11 protein-coding genes are annotated in these 19,317 nt (G+C 54.7%); 3 read left to right on the forward strand and 8 right to left on the reverse strand.

The annotated features are described in order from the left end of the window. The first annotated feature begins 219 nt into the window (after window positions 1–219). On the forward strand, window positions 220–1,014 hold the full coding sequence (locus HZS81_RS05315) for an inositol monophosphatase family protein (RefSeq protein ID WP_179929527.1): 795 nt from the start codon (window positions 220–222) through the stop codon (window positions 1,012–1,014). Window positions 1,015–1,552: 538 nt separating this feature from the next. Here HZS81_RS05315 and secF read toward each other — a convergent pair. The 5 genes from secF to queA form a co-directional block, all read right to left on the reverse strand. Next, the gene (secF, locus tag HZS81_RS05320; protein ID WP_179929528.1) at window positions 1,553–2,479 is read right to left on the reverse strand and encodes a protein translocase subunit SecF; all 927 of its coding nucleotides are present in this window, start codon (window positions 2,477–2,479) and stop codon (window positions 1,553–1,555) included. 31 nt (window positions 2,480–2,510) lie between these two features. Then, entirely contained in the window at window positions 2,511–4,367 is a 1,857-nt protein-coding gene (gene secD, locus HZS81_RS05325) for a protein translocase subunit SecD (protein WP_179929690.1), read from the reverse strand. Between the two features lie 161 nt (window positions 4,368–4,528). Beyond that, window positions 4,529–4,855, reverse strand: coding sequence for a preprotein translocase subunit YajC (yajC, locus tag HZS81_RS05330; RefSeq protein ID WP_179929529.1), 327 nt, complete (start codon window positions 4,853–4,855; stop codon window positions 4,529–4,531). Window positions 4,856–4,942: 87 nt separating this feature from the next. Continuing rightward, window positions 4,943–6,061 carry a tRNA guanosine(34) transglycosylase Tgt gene (tgt, locus tag HZS81_RS05335; RefSeq protein ID WP_194249294.1) on the reverse strand — a complete coding sequence of 373 codons (1,119 nt, stop codon included), beginning with the start codon at window positions 6,059–6,061 and terminating at the stop codon, window positions 4,943–4,945. A gap of 34 nt (window positions 6,062–6,095) precedes the next feature. After that, entirely contained in the window at window positions 6,096–7,142 is a 1,047-nt protein-coding gene (queA, locus tag HZS81_RS05340; RefSeq protein WP_179929531.1) for a tRNA preQ1(34) S-adenosylmethionine ribosyltransferase-isomerase QueA, read from the reverse strand. 237 nt (window positions 7,143–7,379) lie between these two features. Between queA and HZS81_RS05345 the strand changes: the two genes are divergently transcribed. Together HZS81_RS05345 and HZS81_RS05350 are read left to right on the forward strand one after the other, a co-directional pair. Then, the gene (locus HZS81_RS05345) at window positions 7,380–13,655 is read left to right on the forward strand and encodes a hypothetical protein (RefSeq protein ID WP_179929532.1); all 6,276 of its coding nucleotides are present in this window, start codon (window positions 7,380–7,382) and stop codon (window positions 13,653–13,655) included. A gap of 31 nt (window positions 13,656–13,686) precedes the next feature. After that, on the forward strand, window positions 13,687–14,046 hold the full coding sequence (locus HZS81_RS05350) for a RidA family protein (RefSeq protein WP_179929533.1): 360 nt from the start codon (window positions 13,687–13,689) through the stop codon (window positions 14,044–14,046). An 18-nt stretch (window positions 14,047–14,064) separates the two neighbouring features. Here the strand turns inward: HZS81_RS05350 and HZS81_RS05355 are convergent, their stop codons facing one another. From HZS81_RS05355 to HZS81_RS05365, 3 genes are read right to left on the reverse strand one after another with little or no spacing between them, the layout of a single operon-like run. After that, window positions 14,065–14,934: a MurR/RpiR family transcriptional regulator gene (locus HZS81_RS05355; protein WP_179929534.1), complete on the reverse strand. Its 870-nt coding sequence runs from the start codon at window positions 14,932–14,934 to the stop codon at window positions 14,065–14,067. After that, window positions 14,934–16,706, reverse strand: coding sequence for a GGDEF/EAL domain-containing response regulator (locus HZS81_RS05360; protein WP_179929535.1), 1,773 nt, complete (start codon window positions 16,704–16,706; stop codon window positions 14,934–14,936). Before HZS81_RS05360 ends, HZS81_RS05355 begins: the two co-directional genes overlap by 1 nt. Next, window positions 16,706–19,309, reverse strand: a complete 2,604-nt coding sequence (locus HZS81_RS05365) for an ATP-binding protein (RefSeq protein ID WP_179929536.1) — start codon at window positions 19,307–19,309, stop codon at window positions 16,706–16,708. Before HZS81_RS05365 ends, HZS81_RS05360 begins: the two co-directional genes overlap by 1 nt. Window positions 19,310–19,317 lie beyond the last annotated feature (8 nt).

Raw genomic sequence — 19,317 nt, forward strand, 5'->3', positions numbered from 1 at the left:
AGGCTCACAGAAGAAACGATTATCGCATCGGGGTGGCGTTTGGCCGGCGCCCGATGGCGGTCAAATATGGCGATGAAGTGTAGCACGACGTAGGTGCGGCGTAGAAAGCGCATAGCGACTTGGGTTGGCCTTTGCTAGAATAGCGCACCTAATAGGTGGCGAACGCCACTCGATGATTTACCCCGTTCTTTAACATCATCTTCCACACAAGGTCCGTTCATGAATCCGATGGTCCAGTTTACGCTGCGCGCTGCGCGCAGCGGCGTTGAACACTTTCTCCGCATCCGAGAGCGCATTGAAAATGCGTACGACGAAGTCAATCTTGAGCGCTTACTCGACGAGGCGGCACGCAAGGCCGAGGCAACGGTGGTTCAGCAGCTTGAGCGCGGCTACCCGCATCACGGCTTAGTCGGCCGCTATACCGATCATAAAGCTGGTGAAGGGGAAGGCGAAGAGACCGTGTGGAAGATCGAGCCGCTGCACGGTTACTCCAATTTAGCCGTGGCGGGTAAAGGGTTTGCCTTTTCTGTGGTGTGCTTGGTTAAGGGGCGCCCCGAACACGCGGTGATCATTGCGCCGTTTGCTGATGACGAATATATCGCCAGCCGCGGGCGCGGCGCTCAGTACAACGGCAAACGCATGCGTGTTAGCAAATCAACCGCGGTTCCCGGTACACGGATGGCGATGAGCCTGCCGGAAAGTGAGCTACGCCAGCGCCATCTCCCGACATATTTAACGCTGATGCAGCAACTGGCTCCGCAGCTCGATACACTAGTGGCGACGGGTAGCGGCTTGTTAGATATTTGTGAAATAGCCACCGGGCGCGTGGACAGCGGTTTTGTGCTGGGTCTGGAAGAGCAGGATATGCATGTCGGTACCTTGCTGCTCAAAGAGACCGGCGCGCTGATGGGGACTCCCACCGGGCAGCCGACGATCAAAGTCGAAGGCCAACTGATGGCGGCCGGCCCGCGCCTTTACAAGGCGCTGATGAAGCAGCTAGCGCCGCACCTGTAGCCTCCAAACTTCAATTCGCCCGATGAATCGGGCTCCTACAATTGGTTGCATCCGGTGGGGGATAATTCGCCCGATGAATCGGGCTCCTACAATTGGTTGCATCTGGTGGGGGATAATTCGCCCGATGAATGGGGCTCCTACAATTGGTTGCATCCGGTGGGGGATAATTCGCCCGATGAATCGGGCTCCTACAATTGGTTGCATCCGGTGAGGGATAATTCGCCCGATGAATGGGGCTCCTACAATTGGTTGCATCTGGTGGGGGATAATTCGCCCGATGAATGGGGCTCCTACAATTGGTTGCATCCGGTGAGGGATAATTCGCCCGATGAATGGGGCTCCTACAATTGGTTGCATCCGGTGAGGGATAATTCGCCCGATGAATTGGGCCCCTGCAGCCGTTGTATCTGGTAGGAGCGCAATTCATTGCGCGATTGCGGTGTTAAATAAAACGCCCCGCTGGCATCACTGCCAGCGGGGCGTTTTTGTTGGTGCAGAAGTTTTTGCAAAGAGTTTTGTTGAGACAATAATCGCCTGTTTAGGGCAGCTCTTCTTCCTCTTCGTCGATCTCTTTGCGCGAGGGGATTAAGTCTTCGCGCGTGAGCTTCAGCGGTAGCAAAAGCGCCCCAGAGATATAGATCGACGAGAACGTACCCACTACGATGCCGACTAACAGCGCAATAGCGAAGTTCTCGATCATATCCCCACCGAGAAAGAGTAGCGCCAGTAACACCAGAAGCGTTGTGCCGGAGGTGGCTAGCGTACGCGAAAGCGTGGTGTTGATCGCTTCGTTAAAAATCTGCGTCATATCATCGATTTGCGAGGTGCGAATTTGCTCGCGAATACGGTCATAGACCACAATCGTATCGTTTAGCGAATAGCCGATGACTGCGAGAATCGCCGCTAGCACGGTGAGATCGAAATCAATGCTGAACAGGGCGAAAACGCCGATAACGATAATCACATCGTGCAGTAGGGCCAAGAGCGCGCCGATGGCGAACTTGTACTGAAAGCGAAAAGCGACGTAAAGCATCACCACACCCAGCGCTACGAGCATCCCCATGCCGCTTTGATCGCGCAGCTGATCACCTACTTGGGCGCCGACAAATTCGGCGCGCACAAGATCAACGCTTGTGCCCTGATCGCGTAGCAGGCCGACAACTCGCTCGCCTACTTCGGGGTCAAACGCTTGCTGCAAGCGAATGAGTACTTCCGTCGAGGCGCCAAAGGTTTGTACGGCGACATCGCGAAAGCCTCGTTCTTCAAGCAGTTGGCGAATGGCGTCAAGCGATGGTGCGCTACCATAGCGCACTTCGATGAGTGTGCCGCCGGTGAAATCCAGGCCTAAATTAAGCTGTTGGAAGATCAGGGCGCCAATCGCGACTAACAGCAGTACGCCGGACACGATAAAGGCGAGCTTGCGTCGCCCCATAAAATCAATTTGCCGGTCTGTGATCGGTTTCATTTTCACCTCGTAATGTCTGGGCTGAGCGGGATTAAATCCACAGCTTTTTGACCGGTTTGCTGCCGTAGGTCAGGTTGACCATGGCGCGTGTGACCAGCAGCGCGGTGAACATGGAGGTCAAGATGCCGATAGACAGCGTGACGGCAAAGCCTTTGACCGGCCCGGTGCCAATCGAAAACAGAATCACCGCCACCAAAAGCGTGGTGATATTGGCATCCACGATAGAGGTGAGGGCGCGCTCGTAGCCGGCATGGATGGCTTGCTGGATAGACAGCCCGTTGCGTAGCTCTTCGCGTATGCGCTCAAAAATCAGCACGTTGGCATCCACTGCCATACCCAGCGTTAGCACAATGCCGGCAATGCCGGGCAGCGTGAGCGTGGCGCCAAGCATCGACATTACCGCGACCAGCAGCGTTAAGTTAAACGCCAGGGCGACATTGGCGAATACGCCAAAGACCTTGTAGCGCACCAGCATAAAGAGCACGACCAGCAATAGGCCAATTTGCACCGACATGATGCCGCGCTCGATATTCTCCTGGCCAAGGCTTGGGCCGATGGTGCGCTCTTGCGCAAAGTAGATCGGTGCGGCAAGGGAGCCTGAACGCAGCAGCAACGCAAGCTCCGAGGCTTCCGTCGGGGAATCCAGCCCGGTAATGCGGAAACTGTTGCCCAGCGCGCTCTGAATAGTGGCGAGGCTGATAATGCCGCGTTCCACATAGGGTTCGCGGACGGTGGTCTCTTCACCGGTTTCCGGGTCGGTCACGGTGCGCTCTTCGCTTTTGTGCTCAATAAACAGCACCGCCATATTGCGACCGATATTGGTGCGCGTAGCGCGGTTCATCAGCGTGCCGCCGGTGCCGTCCAGGTCAATATTGACCTGCGAGCGACCGTTTTCGTCAAAACTGTGGTTGGCGCTGGAGACGCTGTCGCCGGTGATAATCACGTCACGCATTAGCTCAGCGCTGCGCGAGGGCTCATTGCGAAAGGGGAAGCTTTCGGTTTCGTTCTCGGGCGTGTTGGGGCGTGCCTCAAGGCGAAATTCTAAGTTCGCGGTGGCGCCCACAATGCGCTTAGCGGCCGTGGTGTCCTGAACCCCGGGGAGCTCGACCACAATCTGGTTGGGCCCTTGGCGCTGGACGAGCGGCTCAGCAACGCCTAACTCGTTGACGCGGTTGCGTAGCGTGGTGAGGTTTTGATTGATGGCGTAATCTTGAATTTCATTGACTGATTCATCGGTCAGCGTCATTTCCAAGCTTGCGCCACGGCCCTCGCCTTCGCTTTGGTAGTCAAAATCGGGGAATTCGCGGCTAATCAGGCTACGAGCACTATCGCGATCTTCAGCGTCAATAAACTCAAGCGAAACACTGCGCTGTTCAATTTCAGTGTTGCGGTAGCGAATACGCTCGTCACGCAAAAGCTCGCGCATGGCGCTGGCGTTCACTTCCAAGCGCTGAGTGAGCGCAGCCTCCATGTCGACTTCAAGCAAAAAGTGCACCCCACCGCGCAAATCAAGGCCGAGCGTCATCGGCGATGCTGAGAACGCTTGTAGCCAGCCCGGTGTGGCTTCGGCAAGGTTGAGCGCAACGGTCACGTCGTTACCGAGCGTCTCGCTAATAATATCGCGCGCGCGAAGCTGGTCGTCGTCATCTTGCAGACGAATGAGCCACTGACTCCCCGTTTTTTCAACGGCTTTCACTGCGATGTTGTTGTCAGCTAACGTTCTTTCCACACGCTCGATATCGCGTTGCGCAACAGCGATATCGTTTTGCGCGCTGCTGATTTGAACGGCGGGATCTTCAGGAAATAGGTTAGGAAGTGAGTAGATCAGACCAGCCACCAAAATGACCAGTATTATCAGGTACTTCCACAGGGGATAACGGTTGAGCATGCAGGCCCTGCCTTCAACGTCAAACGGAATGCCGTGTATCGCGGGTGCGAGACACGGCATAGTTCACCATCTTTTAGCGCTCACCATCTTTTAGACGATGACACCCCTGCCGGGGTGGCTGGCGCTAGCTCGTCAGGCACTGGCCGGCAGGGTGGATGAGCTTAGATGGACTTGATGGTGCCCTTGGGCAGCACGGCGGCAACGGCGTTCTTTTGCACGTTAACTTCGGTGCCGTCAGCCACTTCCATGCTCAGGAACTCATCGCTGACCTTGGTGACACGGCCGACTAAGCCGCCGCCAATCACGATCTCATCGCCTTTTTCCAGGTTGCTGATGAGCTGTTTATGCTGCTTGGCGCGCTTGGACTGCGGGCGCCACAAAAGGAAGTAGAAAATCGCCACGAAGCCGACCAGCATCACAATTTGAGCGATACCGCCGCCAGCAGCCGCCTCTTGGGCGTGGGCGGGAGAGATGAAAAAATCCAGCATTGAGTGAACTCCTAGTTAACAACGCGTTGATGGCTAAGGTTGAGTGGAACGTGTTAATCAAGCGGCCAGCCAGAAGGCTGGCAGCGATTAATTCGGGGCGGGAGGCACTGGTAGACCGCGCTGAGCGTAGAAGCCTTCCACAAAGGTCGTCAATGTACCCGCTTCGATAGCTGTGCGCAAATCCGCCATGACACGCTGGTAGTAGCGCAAGTTGTGCACGGTATTGAGCATCGAGCCGAGCATCTCATTGCAGCGGTCAAGGTGATGCAAGTAGCCGCGCGAGAAGTGCTGGCAGGTGTAGCAATCGCAGCCTTCCTCAAGCGGGCGGGTATCATAGCGGTGCTTGGCGTTGCGAATTTTGACCGTGCCCTCGGCGGTGAACAAGTGGCCGTTTCTGGCGTTGCGGGTCGGCATCACGCAGTCGAACATATCTACCCCGCGGCGCACGCCTTCGACCAAGTCTTCCGGCTTGCCCACGCCCATGAGGTAGCGTGGGGTATCGTCGGGCATCCAAGAGGGGAGGTAATCCAGCGTTTTGATCATCTCTTCTTTCGGCTCGCCGACCGATAGCCCGCCAATCGCGAGGCCGTCAAAGCCAATATCTAATAGGCCTTTGAGCGAGCGCTCGCGCAGTTCCGGGTGCATGCCGCCCTGGATAATGCCGAACAGCGCCGAAGGCGAGTCGCCATGCGCCTCGCGCGAGCGCTTGGCCCAACGTAGCGAGAGCTCCATGGATTTTTCGGCTTCCGCGAAGGTTGCCGGGTAAGGCGTGCACTCGTCGAAGATCATGACCACATCAGAGCCGAGGGCGCGCTGTACCGCCATGGATTCTTCCGGCCCCATAAAGACCTTGGCGCCGTCGACGGGGGAGCGAAAGTGCACGCCTTCTTCGGTGATTTTACGCATCTCGCCGAGCGAGAAGACTTGGAAGCCGCCCGAGTCGGTCAAGATGGGCTTATCCCACTGCGCAAAGTCGTGCAAGTCGCCGTGGGCTTCGATGACATCGGTGCCGGGGCGCAGCCACAGGTGGAAGGTATTGCCGAGAATGATCTCCGCGCCGATCTCTTCAACCGCCGCCGGGGTCATTCCTTTAACGGTGCCGTAGGTGCCCACTGGCATAAACGCCGGCGTCTCGACCGTGCCGCGGGGAAAGTGAAGGCGCCCACGGCGGGCACGACCGTCATCGGCTAAGCGCTCAAAGCGCATAAAGCATTCGTTTCGCATCAAAATAACTCGTTAATTAGCGCGTGAGCAGCATCGCGTCGCCGTAGCTGAAAAACGCATAGCGCTCTCTCACGGCGGCGCGGTAAGCGTGCATGATGTTCTCATAACCGACAAAGGCGGAGACCAGCATTAACAGCGTCGATTCCGGCAGATGGAAGTTGGTAATCAAGGCGTCGACGCAGCGCCACTGATAGCCGGGGTAGATGAAGATATCGGTATCGCCACTGAAGGGCGCAATCGAGCCATCAGCGTTCTTGCAATCAGCGCGTGGTGCGCAGGCGCTCTCCAAGCAGCGCACGCTGGTGGTGCCCACCGCGACGACACGCTTGCCCGCCTGTTGCGCGGCGCGCACTTTTTGGCATGCCGCCTCGGTGACGTCGATCCATTCGCTGTGCATGTGATGTTCGCGAATATCGTCCGCGCGCACTGGCTGAAAGGTGCCGGCACCGACGTGCAGCGTGACATAAGCGCTGTCGATGCCTTTTTCCGCCAGCGCATCGAGCAGCGGCTGATCAAAGTGAAGCCCCGCTGTAGGGGCGGCCACGGCGCCATCGCGGCGGGCGTAGACAGTCTGATAGCGCTCGCGGTCGCTGAGCTCATCTTCGCGGGTAATATACGGCGGCAGCGGCATGTGGCCGTGCTTTTCTAGCAGTGCAATCATCGGCGTTTCGCCGAGAAAACGCAGCTCAAACAGCGCATCGCGGCGGCCTTCGACCACAGCGTGGATATCGCCCTCGAAAATCAGCTCGGTGCCCGGCTTAGGGGATTTGCTCGAGCGCAGGTGGGCTAGGCCACGATGAGCGTCTAACGGGCGTTCCAAGAGCATTTCCACCTTGCCGCCGCTGGCCTTGTGGCCGTGCAGGCGCGCGGGGATCACGCGGGTGTCGTTAAACACCAACAGGTCCCCCGGCTCGAGAATCTCGAGTAAATCCGTGAAACGACGGTGCTCCAGATGACCGTCGTGGCCATCCACACACAGCAAACGGCAGTCGCTGCGCTGCTCGGACGGATAGCGAGCAATCAGCTCTTCGGGTAGCTCATAGGCAAAATCGGCACGCTGCATGAAACGGCTCTTATCGGTGGCCAAACAGGCGGCATAGGATAGCGCTTCACGGCAATAAAGTCAGTCTAACAAGCCGTCGAGGAATCCGCTCTTTATAAGCGACGGCTTAGATAAAGTTGGCTTAAGAAAGGCGTGAGTTTGGTGCTGCTGAGTTAAGAGCAGAGCGATGTTTACCGCTACTGTCTATGAAAAACGTCCTGGGAAGCCACTTCGTGGTATGAAATAATTAGTAAAATTGTGTGTAAATCATTCGCTCAGCCCACTTTTATATTCTATCTCATTGATTTTAAAAGTTTAGGTGCTTTGCTGCTGAATGGAGGACGTTTCATGGTATCCGTCGCAAAAATGCTTGAGAAGTTAACTTGCCCAGGTGTGCTGAAGGGACATTGGTTGCCTGGGGTAAGAGTAAGTCGACGGGGTGAGCCGTTGTTGGATGAAGCGTATCCGGCCATTAAGCGCATTGACGTACCTGCAGACCCATATCAGAGAGAGCAATTTGTACGCCACTGGATGAAAAAGAATCAGCGGGCAATAAAAGCGGGTGGTTTGGGCAGCACGTTGGTACTTCCTTTATTAGCCCAAACGGCCAGTGCTAATGAGCCAAAAGTTCCGGTACAGGATGTGCTTGGTGTTGAGCAAGTGGTTCGCCAGCCTAACGGCAGTATTACGTTATTAATGCAAAATGGCGCATCAGTCGATATTGCTGCTGCTTATATCGCTTTGGAGGACAGTGAAGTAGTAGCGGATCTCCAGGCACTTTTGGAATCTCTAGGAAGCCAGAGCGGGGCCCACGTTCCGCTTAATTTTTTGCCACAAGTGGAAACATGGCAAATATTGCCCGATGGCAATGTAGAAATTGTCCAGCCTGATGGTCAGCGACGCACATTAAATGGCGACGATGTATTACAGCAAGGCGATAGTGCACACATAAGCCCTAGCCAGGCATTGCAATATGGTATTGCAGCGCCTGAAGACTTTTCTGACCTGCTGATAGAACAAACCGAGTCGTTTGACGTTAATGCATCACCTACCTCGGTTGAAGGAAGTGAAGCGGCCGCAAGTGCTTCTAGCGGTTGGGGAGTGTCGCCGTGGGTGTATGTTGGTGGTGGCGCGCTCGCGTTAGGTGCTGCTGCTGGTGGTGGAGGTGGCGGCGGAGGTGGGGACGGTGGGGATTCCGGTCCATCGACAATTAGCGGCTATGTGATTGATGGCCCTATTCGCGATGCTATTGTGACGCGCGAAGTTAATGGCAACGAAAGGACAACCAACGACGACGGCTTTTTTAGCGGCTTACAGGGTAGTGGCGGTTTAATTGCCACAGGCGGGGTTGATATTGCCACAGGCCTTGGTTTCACAGGTACACTGCGCGCGCCTGAAGACTCAACTGTCATTACGCCGCTCACCACGCTGATGGTTGCTAGTGGCGAAGAAGACCCTGAGGCCGCTGAAGCGGTCATCCTCTCTGCACTGGGGCTGGATGAATCTATTGACCTCCGTAACACCAATCCCCTAGATGCAGACGACTCCAATGAAGCGTTGTTGGTGGCAGGGGTTAAAGTTGCCAGCCTTCTCTCGATGGCTCAAGAGGCGGGCATAGAGGCTGACAGCGTACTTGCCAACCTATACGCGGCGATGGGAAATGCTTATGGCGATGGCAGTCGGGTTGAAAACACCGACATGGCGGAGCTGCTTGGCAAACCTTCTATTACCGGGCAAGTAAAAGAAGCGCTTGATGCCATTGATAAAGCAGGCGAGTCATTCAATGTTAGCGCCTATCGGCAAGGTCAAAATAACCCTTTAAGTGAGCAGCAACGCAATACACAAGACCCGGATAGCGATATTTCTGACACGATAGATGCCCGTGCGGATATTCCTTATCTGACGTTACAAGAAGCGCTGGCGCTGGTCGAAGAAGATGCATTGCCCTCAGAGTATTTAATCGACCCTAACGAGGCCTTAGATGGCGGGACTCTTGGCTTGACCGATGCGGAAAATCAATTGGCAATGGTCAAGGCTGTTTTAGCGGGTGATTATGATGTTGAGACGTCACCTATCGCACGTGAGGATATTTATAATTGGTCAATTCGCGCTGAGGCAGAAGATGTGCTGGTTAGTGGCGGCTTGGGAAGTCCTGAAGTAGAGGGTGCTACGAGTGTCACCTTGACGAATCCAACGATCCGCCCGGATCAATTTGCCGATCTCAAAACGTTGGATAACTTTGAATTAGGCGACACCGTTGTGCCTTACACGCTGGAAGAGGCACTAGAAACCGATGAAATGCCCAGCAATTACACGTTGGATGCGGGTACCCCATTCCCTGCTGGCGATTTGACGGTGCGTGCAGCTGCTGAGTTAATTGATGAAACCCGACAGTTGCTCGACTTAGCGCAGAATACAGGCGCTGATGGCCTAACCCGCGATCAACTGCTTGATTGGCACATTGCTGATAGTTTGGCCAATATCCAGGGTGAGTCTCCGGCGCGAGCCCAAATCAATGAAGCTGAAAGTATTCGCGTTACGGAATCAATTATTACCCCAGCAGAGTTTGTGCAGTTAAGTGCGCTAGATAATTTTGTACTGGGAACTACTGAAGTTGATTACACGCTTTCCCAAGCGTTAGACGCTGACCCATTGGCTAGCAATTACATTATCGATCTTGATGACATTTATGATGCGGGTGACGTAACGGTAACCACAGCCGCAGCTGAATATAATGATGTCATAAGTATTTTGGATGGGGCTAATAACCAGCCGCCGCTAACTCTTTTTAAATGGCACGTTAGCGATAGTGCTGACGCTATTATTCCCGCTATTGATCAGCCTCATGTAACTGAGGCAGACCAGGTATCGGCCCGCAATCGTGTGATTGGCTCTGGCCAGTTTGAACAGCTTGAGATGCTGAATAATTTTGAGCTAGGCGAAACCATTGTTCGTTACACGCTCGAAAACGCAGTTAATGCGGACACTATCGCTGAAAATTACGAGGTCGATACGGATATCCTTTTTGAACCAGGCAATGTCAGTGTTGAAGTGGCGCGAACCACATTAGCGGACGTTGAGAGTATTTTAGGTGGCGCGCTTAACCCACAAACGCCCGATGCCGATGCGCTGTTCAACTGGACCGTAGTGGATACTGCAGAGACAATTCTTGAGGCGCTGGAGGACGGCAATGTGCCGCATCTGACGGGTGCTGAAGCGGTGAACGTCGATAATGACATCATTACCATTGAGCAGTTTGAAACGTTGAGTGGAGCAGCGTTTAACTACGTTCGCATCGATGAACAGGTTGAGTACACCCTGGATAATGCTATCTCGATTATCGACGACGGCGATGGCCCACTTGTTGATAACTACGTGATCGACCTGGATATAGCTTTTGATAAGGTGTGGTCGGTTAGTCAGGGAGAAAGCTACTTCGCCATTATTGATGGGGCTGAAAACAAGAATGATTTGCTCGCGAGTGAATCGGTGGTTTGGCAAATTGAAGATAGCATTGACAACTTGCTGGCTGGCATCAGCAATGTTGATCTTGGCGATAGTGAGTATGACGATGACGCCATTCTGAATGCCGAAACGGTACGTGCCACCAGTGGGGACATTTTACAGACGGAGTATGAAACGCTGCTCGCTGAAGTGGGCGATGCGCTACGTCTTGATGCTAGTGCCACTGTCAGTAAAACCACAGTCAACTACGCTAATTTGGAAGCCGCGGTAGAGGCGCAAGCAGGTGATCGGCTAGCGCCCGCTGATTTTTACACCATTACCACTAATGCCACGTATGAAAACCCGAATGGCCCTCTGAGCGTCGCTGACGCTCGAACAGAAATAGAAACCATCAAGAGCATATTAAGCGGATCGACGAACCGAGAGCCGGCGGATTTTGAAGAGTTGTATGACTGGGGTCTCACCGATTCAGCCGCAAATATACTCGATGCTATTAATAGCCAGACCGACCTGCCAGAGGTGCTCCAAGAGGCGGGTACTATTTTTGCCGCCAATGGTGGCGATGAGGGAGATATTCTCGCGGAAGAGTACGATGCCCTGGTCGCCGCATTGGGTAAAGAAGGATTTGAATACAACGAAGTCGAGTATACGCTCGCTTATGTATTTGATAGCGACAGCCAACCCCCAGCCTTCGCCACGCTAGGCGATCTAGCTGAACGCTACTTCTTTAGTGAAGACGTTTTCAATATCAACGAAGCGTTAGGTGAGACCGAAACCATTACGGTGGCTGAGTCAGAAGCTTACTATAACGCTGTAGAGCAACTACGCGACGGAAACACCGATACAGCGTTAGCTGTTACCGATATCTATGAGTGGAATATTGTCGATAGCGCTGAGGAATTTGTTACCGCGTATAATGGTAACAACAGCCAGCATCCTGCCCATATTAGCGATGCCAGCCTTGTAGAAATCAACGATACAACCACTATCACGTTTGATCAGTATGAAGTGCTGGAGAAGATTCCTGGCTTCCAGATCCAGGAGTATACGCTCGAAGAAGCGGTGAATATCTCTCTCGATGCTAATAGGGATCTGGCGACTAACTTTATTATTGATACTCAGAGCGACTACCGGGCACAAGACCTTTCGGTGACAGATGCTGAAACATATAGAAATACTGTCAATCTTCTGATCGGAGACACCGCTAGAAATTCTCAACTGGACAGTGCAGGTCTAGAGACATTATATAGCTGGACGATTGAGGATAGTGCTACGGCTATTCTAGATAGCCACGGTAACCATCCAGGATACATCACTGACGCTGATGAGGTTTCAGTAGATGATGACTCGATATCGCTAAGCGAGTTTGGGGACTTAGACAAGTTGGAAAGTTTCACGCTGGCAGAAACTCCGGTCCGTTTAACGTTTAACGAAAACCGTAGTACGCTGGAAAGTATTGAATCGCTGGGACTGTTGGATAACTATAATATTATGCCTGATGACCCCGTTACCAGCTTTATGCGGGCAAGTGTCTCTGAGGCAAAAGAGCGTTACCAGCAGACTCTGGAAGTTGTCAACGGAGCCCAAAACAGTAATGTCTATAGTGTAGAAGACTTGCAAAAATGGCAAATCACCAATGCTCAGCCAGAGGCAGTCTATACAGCACGTAACGAGTCATGGGTGACAGGGGCAAACAGTATCACGCTAGCGTTGAACGTTGGGGATACGTTAACCCCTGAGCAGTATGAGGCGTTCGTCACGTTGGGTCTAACGTTAGACGAGGTTGTGGTTAGCTATACACTTGAAGGCGCTTATAGTTCGGTAGAAGAAGGAGTGGCATTGCCTGGCGGTAGTGAGTCGCGTCCCGGTAGTTATCAAATAGACGCCGCTACCGACTACAACGCGGGCGTATTCAACAGCGTTTTAGGCGCCCAGGAACTGTTGAATGATATCGACGTTATTTTAGCAAATGCGGCAAACGCTGGGGAATTAGATCGTGATGGGCTGCTGGCTTGGGAAGTCGAGGATACACCCGGTGAATTGATAGCGGAACTGACCACCGCCGCCGTAGTTGATGCGAGTAGCGTGCGTGTGAGTACCGATGTGATCGATTATCAAGACTTTGAAACACTGAGTGGACTGGATAACTTTGATGCGACTAGCGTGACCGTATCGTATCCCTTGGATGAGCTTGTGCAGCGCTTTTTGAGTGGGGAGCAAATTCCCGAAACATATGCCCTGAATGAAGATGAAGCAGCGTTTTTCGATGCGGGTCCCTTGAGCGCACAAGCAGCCAAGCGGCTGTATGATACGGCCACTAGTCTTATTGAAGGTGAAGGCTCGCAAAACAGTGAGGTAGCGTTCTCAGAACTTGCTTCTTGGACGGTTCGAGATAGTTATGAAAATATTTACCGTTTTGTAACAGATGACCAACCTGCAGACTTTCTCATCGACGATGCTGCTAGTATCGTGGTGACAGATGATGTGTTAAGTCCAGGTGAAGAGTCTGAACTGACTATAGCCTTTGACTTGAATGGATATACATATACCCACAATTCCACAGCGGAACCTGCTGGCAGCATTGCCGACCTTTCTCGCAGCGTGACGCTTGATGGCAACCCAGAAGTCGGCAGCCCGGCAGAAGACTTTGCTTACTTCCATACGGGGGTGCTTAATCAGGGCGGTGATCAGTTATTTATAGAGCTCACCACAGACGGATTTGACGCTTTGCGAGGCGATGGTACTGGCTTCGCTATCGAAGATAGCGCTGATACGGCTGTTCAGGCTTTGGGCACGAACGTTGCCTTTGCCGTCTTTACCACCGCTGAATTCACCGGCACGGATACCACTTGGCTGGATCAAATAGGGCTTGAGAATGGCGAAGTGGCCTACCTGCTGGCAGGTAACGGAGAGACGACTGATATAGACGATGACGCTCAGCTTTACCGTGTTGAGGAGACGGCAGCAGGTGAACTGACTACTCAAAAGCTGGCAGATTTCGAGAGCATCGCACTCGATAACTTCACCGCAGAGAATTGGAACACTAGCTACGATAACCAAACGGGCTAGTTACCGTATTTCAATCAAATAAGGAAAAACGATGTCTATCCAGCGTCACGATACCAAAGCCCGCATGAGCCGCGCGGTCATTCATCAAGGCGTTGCTTACCTGTGCGGCCAAGTGGCCGGGCCGGAGGCGCGTCACGGCGATATTACCGAGCAAACCCACAGCATGTTGGCCCGCGTGGAGGCGCTATTAAAAGAGATTGGCGCGAGCCGCGAGCAGCTATTAACCGCGACGATTTACCTGAAAGATGGCAGTGATGTTGCCGCCATGAATGAAGTATGGGATGCCTGGGTGCCCGAAGGCTATGCGCCGGCACGCACCTGCGTGTGTGCGCCGATGCCCGCCGACGAGCTCAAGGTGGAAATTACCGTGACGGCGGCGGTGGGTGAATAAGCGGCTGCATGCGATTTTTTAGGATTTTTCGGACTTTTTCTCGGCGGGGAAGCGGGTGTCGCGCAAGCTATCTTTGATTTTTTTTAGGTGCGGCAAAAAGTCTTCACCGCGGCGCAGGGTCACACCAGTCGCTAGGGCGTCGATCAGCGTGAGCTGAATCATTCGCGAGGTCATCGGCATGTAATGGTCGGTGTCTTCGGGCGTGGCGACGTCTAGCGTAGCGGTGCATTCAAACGCCAGCGGTGAGCCGGGCGCGGTGATTCCCAGTACCACCGCGCCCGATTCGCGCGCCAGGCGAGCGATATCGACCAGCTCCCGGGTACGCCCGGTGTAGGAGATAACGACTACTACATCGCCGGTGTGGCAGGCGGCGGCCACCATGCGCTGTACGAGCACGTCGACATACGCCATCACCGGTAAGTTGAAGCGGAAAAACTTGTGCTGGGCGTCTTGGGCCACCGCCCCGGAGGCGCCTAGGCCAAAAAAATGGATCTGCTTGGCTTGAATCAGGTAATCGACCATTCGCTCAACGGCGTCGGCATCCACCGTGCGGCGGGCGTCATCGAGCGCGGCGATGGTGGCGCCGAAAATCTTCTGGGTGTACAGGCTGGCGTCGTCATTCGGCTCGACCGCACGGGTGACGTACGGCGTACCGCCGGCGAGGCTTTGTGCCAGTTTGATTTTGAAATCGGGAAAGCCTTTAGCGCTGAAGCTGCGGCAAAAACGGTTAACGGTGGGCTCACTGACGCTGGCGGCTTGCGCGAGGCTGGCAATGCTCAAACTGGTGGCGGCGCCCGGGTCAGCCAAAATGACGTTGGCGACCTTGCGTTCCGAGCGGTTGAGCTCTTCCAAGCGTTGGCGTAAGCGGTCAAGCAGGTCGTGGGCCATTACGTATCTCCGTGCGTCAAGGGATGGTGGTGTGGGGTGGTTGCCTGGGGTACCCAGTGGGCGCACCAATGAGCAAAGTCAGCCGCCGGGAGCGGGCGAGAGTAAAAATAGCCCTGCGCCATCTCGCAGCCAATTGAGCGTAAATACGCGGCCTGAGCGGCAGTTTCGATGCCTTCTGCTACGACATCGCAGTCCACAGCGTGGGCCAACTGGGTGATCGTGCGGGCCAGTTCGCGGTCGGTGTCGCTTTCTTCCAGATCCATCACAAAGGCGCGGTCGATCTTGAGCGTGGAGATAGGCAGCGTTTTTAAGTAAGCAAGCGAGGAGTGTCCGGTGCCAAAATCGTCGATCGCCACGCTAATGCCAGCTTCAATCAACTGAGCAAGCTGGTGGCGTGCGTTGGCGATGTCGCGCATTAATCCGGATTCGGTGACTTCAATACTGATCAAGCGGTGCGGCACACGGTGTTCGGCCATGCGTGCGAGCAGCATGTGGGCAAAGTGTGGGCGCGCAAGCTGGCGAGTCGCGACGTTCACGGCGATATGAAAGTCGTCGCTGATCCAAGGTCTATGCTGCCAGGCGGCCGCTTGGAGGATGGACTGCTCAAGCACCCATTCACCGATGGCGAGAATGTCGCCGCTGGCCTCGGCCAAAGGAATAAAAAGCCCCGGCGAAAGGTGGCCCATCTCCGGGTGTTTCCAACGCAGCAGCGCCTCGGCACCGGTAATGCGCAGTTCTTTTAGCGAAAGTTTGGGCTGGAACACCAGCGACATTTCGCCCCGGTCGGTGGCGCCGCGCAAGGCGTTTTGTACGTTCAGGCGGTGGCGCTGCTGCGCTTCCAAGGTTTCGGAATAACACTGCACGCGCAGGCCTTCGCTGTGAGGCAGCGAAATCGAGGCCATGTGAACCAGACGTTCCCCTTCAAAATAGCCGTTTGCCCAGCTGATGCCGATGCGCGCGCTGATATTGAGCAGCAAGTCATCCAAATCCTGATCGTGATCGAAGCAGGCTAGCAGGCGCGAGGCCAGGGCATTTAACGTGTCTGGCTCGCTCTCGGGGGAAAGCAGCAGCAGCTCGCTCCCCCCCCAGAGCCCCAAGGTGTGCGTGTCGTCAAGCTGGGCTAAAAGCGTTTGACCGAGTTGGCGCAGCAGCTTTTCGGCGACGCTATAGCCATGGAGGCGTACCACATCGTCTAGCCCATCGAGGGCGATAAACAAAAGCCCGGCACCATGGCCGCTAATCGAAGCTTCGCGTAGTGCTTGAGTTAGGCCGCGACGGTTGGGAAGTTGGGTAATGGGGTCGGTGCGCGATTGGCGGTCGAGCTCGCGGGTGCGTTTTTCCACCATGCGTTCCAGCGTTTCCGCTTGTTGGTCGCGCACGTAGTAGCGGTGCTCGACACTGAGCGTGTTGCGAATGCGCTGCAGCACTTCATCGTGCTTAAACGGTTTGGTGAGGAAGTCACGCACGCCCATAGCAAGCGCTCGGCGGCGGGTAGCATCGTCGATTTGAGCCGTGAGAATGATGATCGGCGGAGTCTGTTCCGCGAAGTGCTCGCGCAGCTGCTCCATTAAGGCATAGCCGTCGAGGTGCGGCATACGGATATCCAAAAGGAGTAAGTCCGGCAGCTGTTCTTGGCAATAATCCAGCACCTGGCGCGGGTCGCTAATGCCTTGCACACGGCCAAAGCCGTGTTCATCGAGCAGGTCAAGCATCAGCTCGACATTGACCGGGTTATCGTCGACCACCAAAAGATGTTTGTTGGCTACGTTCATTAGGCGCTCCCTCGCGGCTGGGTGTGACGCTGCAGCGTATTAAGCAGTTTATCAATTTCCAGGGGCTTCGTAAGATAGTCATCAAAGCCCGTCGCTAGGCCGCTTTTAATCTCGTTGGGCATGGCGTTGGCCGAAAGAGCGATAATCGGCAGATGCTTCAGCTGCAAGTCATTACGAATGACCTCTAGTGCTTGGTAGCCATCCATGCCGGGAAGGTGAATATCCATTAGCACCATGTCGGGTAGCCGGCTGCGCATTATTTCTAAGCCAATTTCGGCACTGGGTGCGGTATGAAGCGCCACATCATCGACGTCGTCAATAATGTCTTCCATCAACCGCTGATTGGCCGGGTTGTCTTCAATGTATAGCAGCGTGTGCTGTTTGGGTGGTGTTCGGTAGGGTTCATGCTCAATATGTGGGTGCTTGGGCGCAGCACTCATGTCGCTCGTAGTTGGGAGGGTAAACCAGAATGTGGCACCTTGGTTGGGCGAACTTTCCACGTCGATTTCTCCGCCCATACGCTCCACCAATTCGCGGGTGATGGCAAGCCCGATGCCCGTGCCTTCAATGGTGCCGTTTTCGGCATCGAGCCGGTTAAACGGCTCAAACAGCTCGTGTTGGCGCTCTAAGTCAACGCCGGGGCCAGTATCCGTAATGCTCAAGCGCAGCATGTTGCCCTGCGCTTGTGCGCTTATCTCAACGCGCCCGTTGGCACGGTTGTATTTAATGGCGTTAGAGATCAGGTTCAGCAGTACCTGTTTGGTGCGGGTGTAATCGGCTGATACGCGCCACTCTTCGGGCATATTGCAGCGCACAAGCGTGATGCCGGCCGCATCGGCGTTAGCTTCTAGCGCATCGCAAGCATCTTGAACCACGCGTTGCACATGAATGGGCTCAATCGAAAGCGGCAATCTTCCCGCCTCAATTTTGGCTAAATCTAACACTTCGTTGATCAAGCTCAGCAGATGTTGGCCGCTTTTTTCAATTTGATTGACCTGGCGTAGCTGCTTGTCGTTGAGGGGGTGACGTTTGCCGCTGGCGAGGATTTGCGCAAACCCTAAAATGGAGTTGAGCGGGGTGCGTAGCTCGTGGCTCATGGAGGACAGGAAGTCGCTTTTGGCGCGGTTAGCCTTTTCGGCCTGGTCGCGTGCCTGCGCGAGTTCGCTCATGACGTGCTCGCGTTCGGCCATCTGGCGGTAGAGATTAATCAGTAGTGCGCAGGTGTCGGTAAACGGCTGCAGCCAGTCGAGTAACTCTTGGTTGAGCATCTGTTGGCTATTGGCAATGGCGAACATGCCGATCAGTTTGCCCGAACTAAAAATGGGGACGCCGAGGTAGTTATTAATCGGAGGGTGGCCGGGGGGGAAGCCGCCGCGCAGCCGGTGATGATAAAGGTCATCGGTCATGATTACTTCACCGTGTGCAAAGACGCGGCCGAGCAGCGTATTAGGGTTGGTGAGCATCATATCGCCACGGCGTAATCGCTCCATTAACCCGCGCGATTCTTCATTCCACGATAGGTCGGTAATGGCGTGAATTTTTAAGATACTGTTAGCGTCGGTTGGCAGCACTTCCCCAATCAGTGAGTAGTCACTGTCGGTGAGGGTGCGTAACGCTTCCATTAAAAAGGTCCAAAGCCGCTCTCCTGACATCAGCGCCTGATAATCGGTAATGCCTTGATGGAGCACTTTGAGCAGGCTCTGCTCTTTATGCATGCGCTTGTGGGTGGCATAGATGTCGGTTAAATCGGTGAGCACGCCGAGAAACTCATCTACTTTGCCATGATCATCGTGGATGGCGTTAATGGCTAAATGTACGGGAATCCGGTGGCCATCTTTGTGCTGTGCTTCCACCTCGCGCCCCTTGCCGACGACCTTGGGGCTACCGCCAGCGAGGTAGCGGTTAATGTAGGCATCGTGGTCCCGGGCGATTTCCGGCGGGGTGAGGATCGCAACGTTTTGGCCGATGAGCTGCTCTTTGGTGTAGCCCAAAAAATCGACGGTTGCGGTGTTAACCGCAATGATGGTGCCGGCGCGGTCAATTCGCACTTTGGCAACGGCGCTTGACGAGAAAAGGGCCTCATAGCGTTTGGCGGTGCGGGCGAGATCGGCGCTGATTTTTTGCTGGCGCAGTAGCTCTTCCGCCTGGCCTGCCAGGCTTTCGAGCAAGCATAAATCGCGCGCTGAAAACTCGCGCGGCTGGTAGTCTAACAGGCAAAGTGTTCCGACAGGCAGGCCGTCGGTTGGGCGCAGCGGGATGCCGGCATAAAAACGGATATGGGGCGACGATTCGACCTGCGGGTGATCGGCAACGCGCGCGTCTTTAAGGGCATCGTGAATAACCAGCGGTGCATTATCGGCCACGGCGTGGGCGCAAAACGATAAGTCGCGCGGGGTTTCTTGAGCATCGACGCCCAAGTGCGTTTTAAACCACTGTCGGTCTTCATCCACCAGCGACACGAGGGCGATGGGAACGTCAAATAGCTCGCGGGCAAACTCAGCCAGGCGGTCAAACGCCTGCTCAGCGGGAGTGTCGAGCACGTGAAGGTCACGCAGCGCCTGAAGGCGCTGGGCTTCATTATCGGGTGTGTCGGGCACTTGCATAAGCCCTC

Origin of the sequence: Vreelandella salicampi (assembly GCF_013415105.1) — a bacterium.
GTDB lineage: Bacteria > Pseudomonadota > Gammaproteobacteria > Pseudomonadales > Halomonadaceae > Vreelandella > Vreelandella salicampi.

What these genes read in the sequence shown, in the direction of transcription:
- HZS81_RS05360 (WP_179929535.1), bottom strand. Translation starts at nt 16,706, where the DNA reads ATGAACGTAGCCAACAAACATCTTTTGGTGGTCGACGATAACCCGGTC.
- yajC (WP_179929529.1), bottom strand. Translation starts at nt 4,855, where the DNA reads ATGCTGGATTTTTTCATCTCTCCCGCCCACGCCCAAGAGGCGGCTGCT.
- secF (WP_179929528.1), bottom strand. Translation starts at nt 2,479, where the DNA reads ATGAAACCGATCACAGACCGGCAAATTGATTTTATGGGGCGACGCAAG.
- secD (WP_179929690.1), bottom strand. Translation starts at nt 4,367, where the DNA reads ATGCTCAACCGTTATCCCCTGTGGAAGTACCTGATAATACTGGTCATT.
- HZS81_RS05350 (WP_179929533.1), top strand. Translation starts at nt 13,687, where the DNA reads ATGTCTATCCAGCGTCACGATACCAAAGCCCGCATGAGCCGCGCGGTC.
- HZS81_RS05315 (WP_179929527.1), top strand. Translation starts at nt 220, where the DNA reads ATGAATCCGATGGTCCAGTTTACGCTGCGCGCTGCGCGCAGCGGCGTT.
- HZS81_RS05355 (WP_179929534.1), bottom strand. Translation starts at nt 14,934, where the DNA reads ATGGCCCACGACCTGCTTGACCGCTTACGCCAACGCTTGGAAGAGCTC.
- tgt (WP_194249294.1), bottom strand. Translation starts at nt 6,061, where the DNA reads ATGCGCTTTGAGCGCTTAGCCGATGACGGTCGTGCCCGCCGTGGGCGC.
- queA (WP_179929531.1), bottom strand. Translation starts at nt 7,142, where the DNA reads ATGCAGCGTGCCGATTTTGCCTATGAGCTACCCGAAGAGCTGATTGCT.
- HZS81_RS05365 (WP_179929536.1), bottom strand. Translation starts at nt 19,309, where the DNA reads ATGCAAGTGCCCGACACACCCGATAATGAAGCCCAGCGCCTTCAGGCG.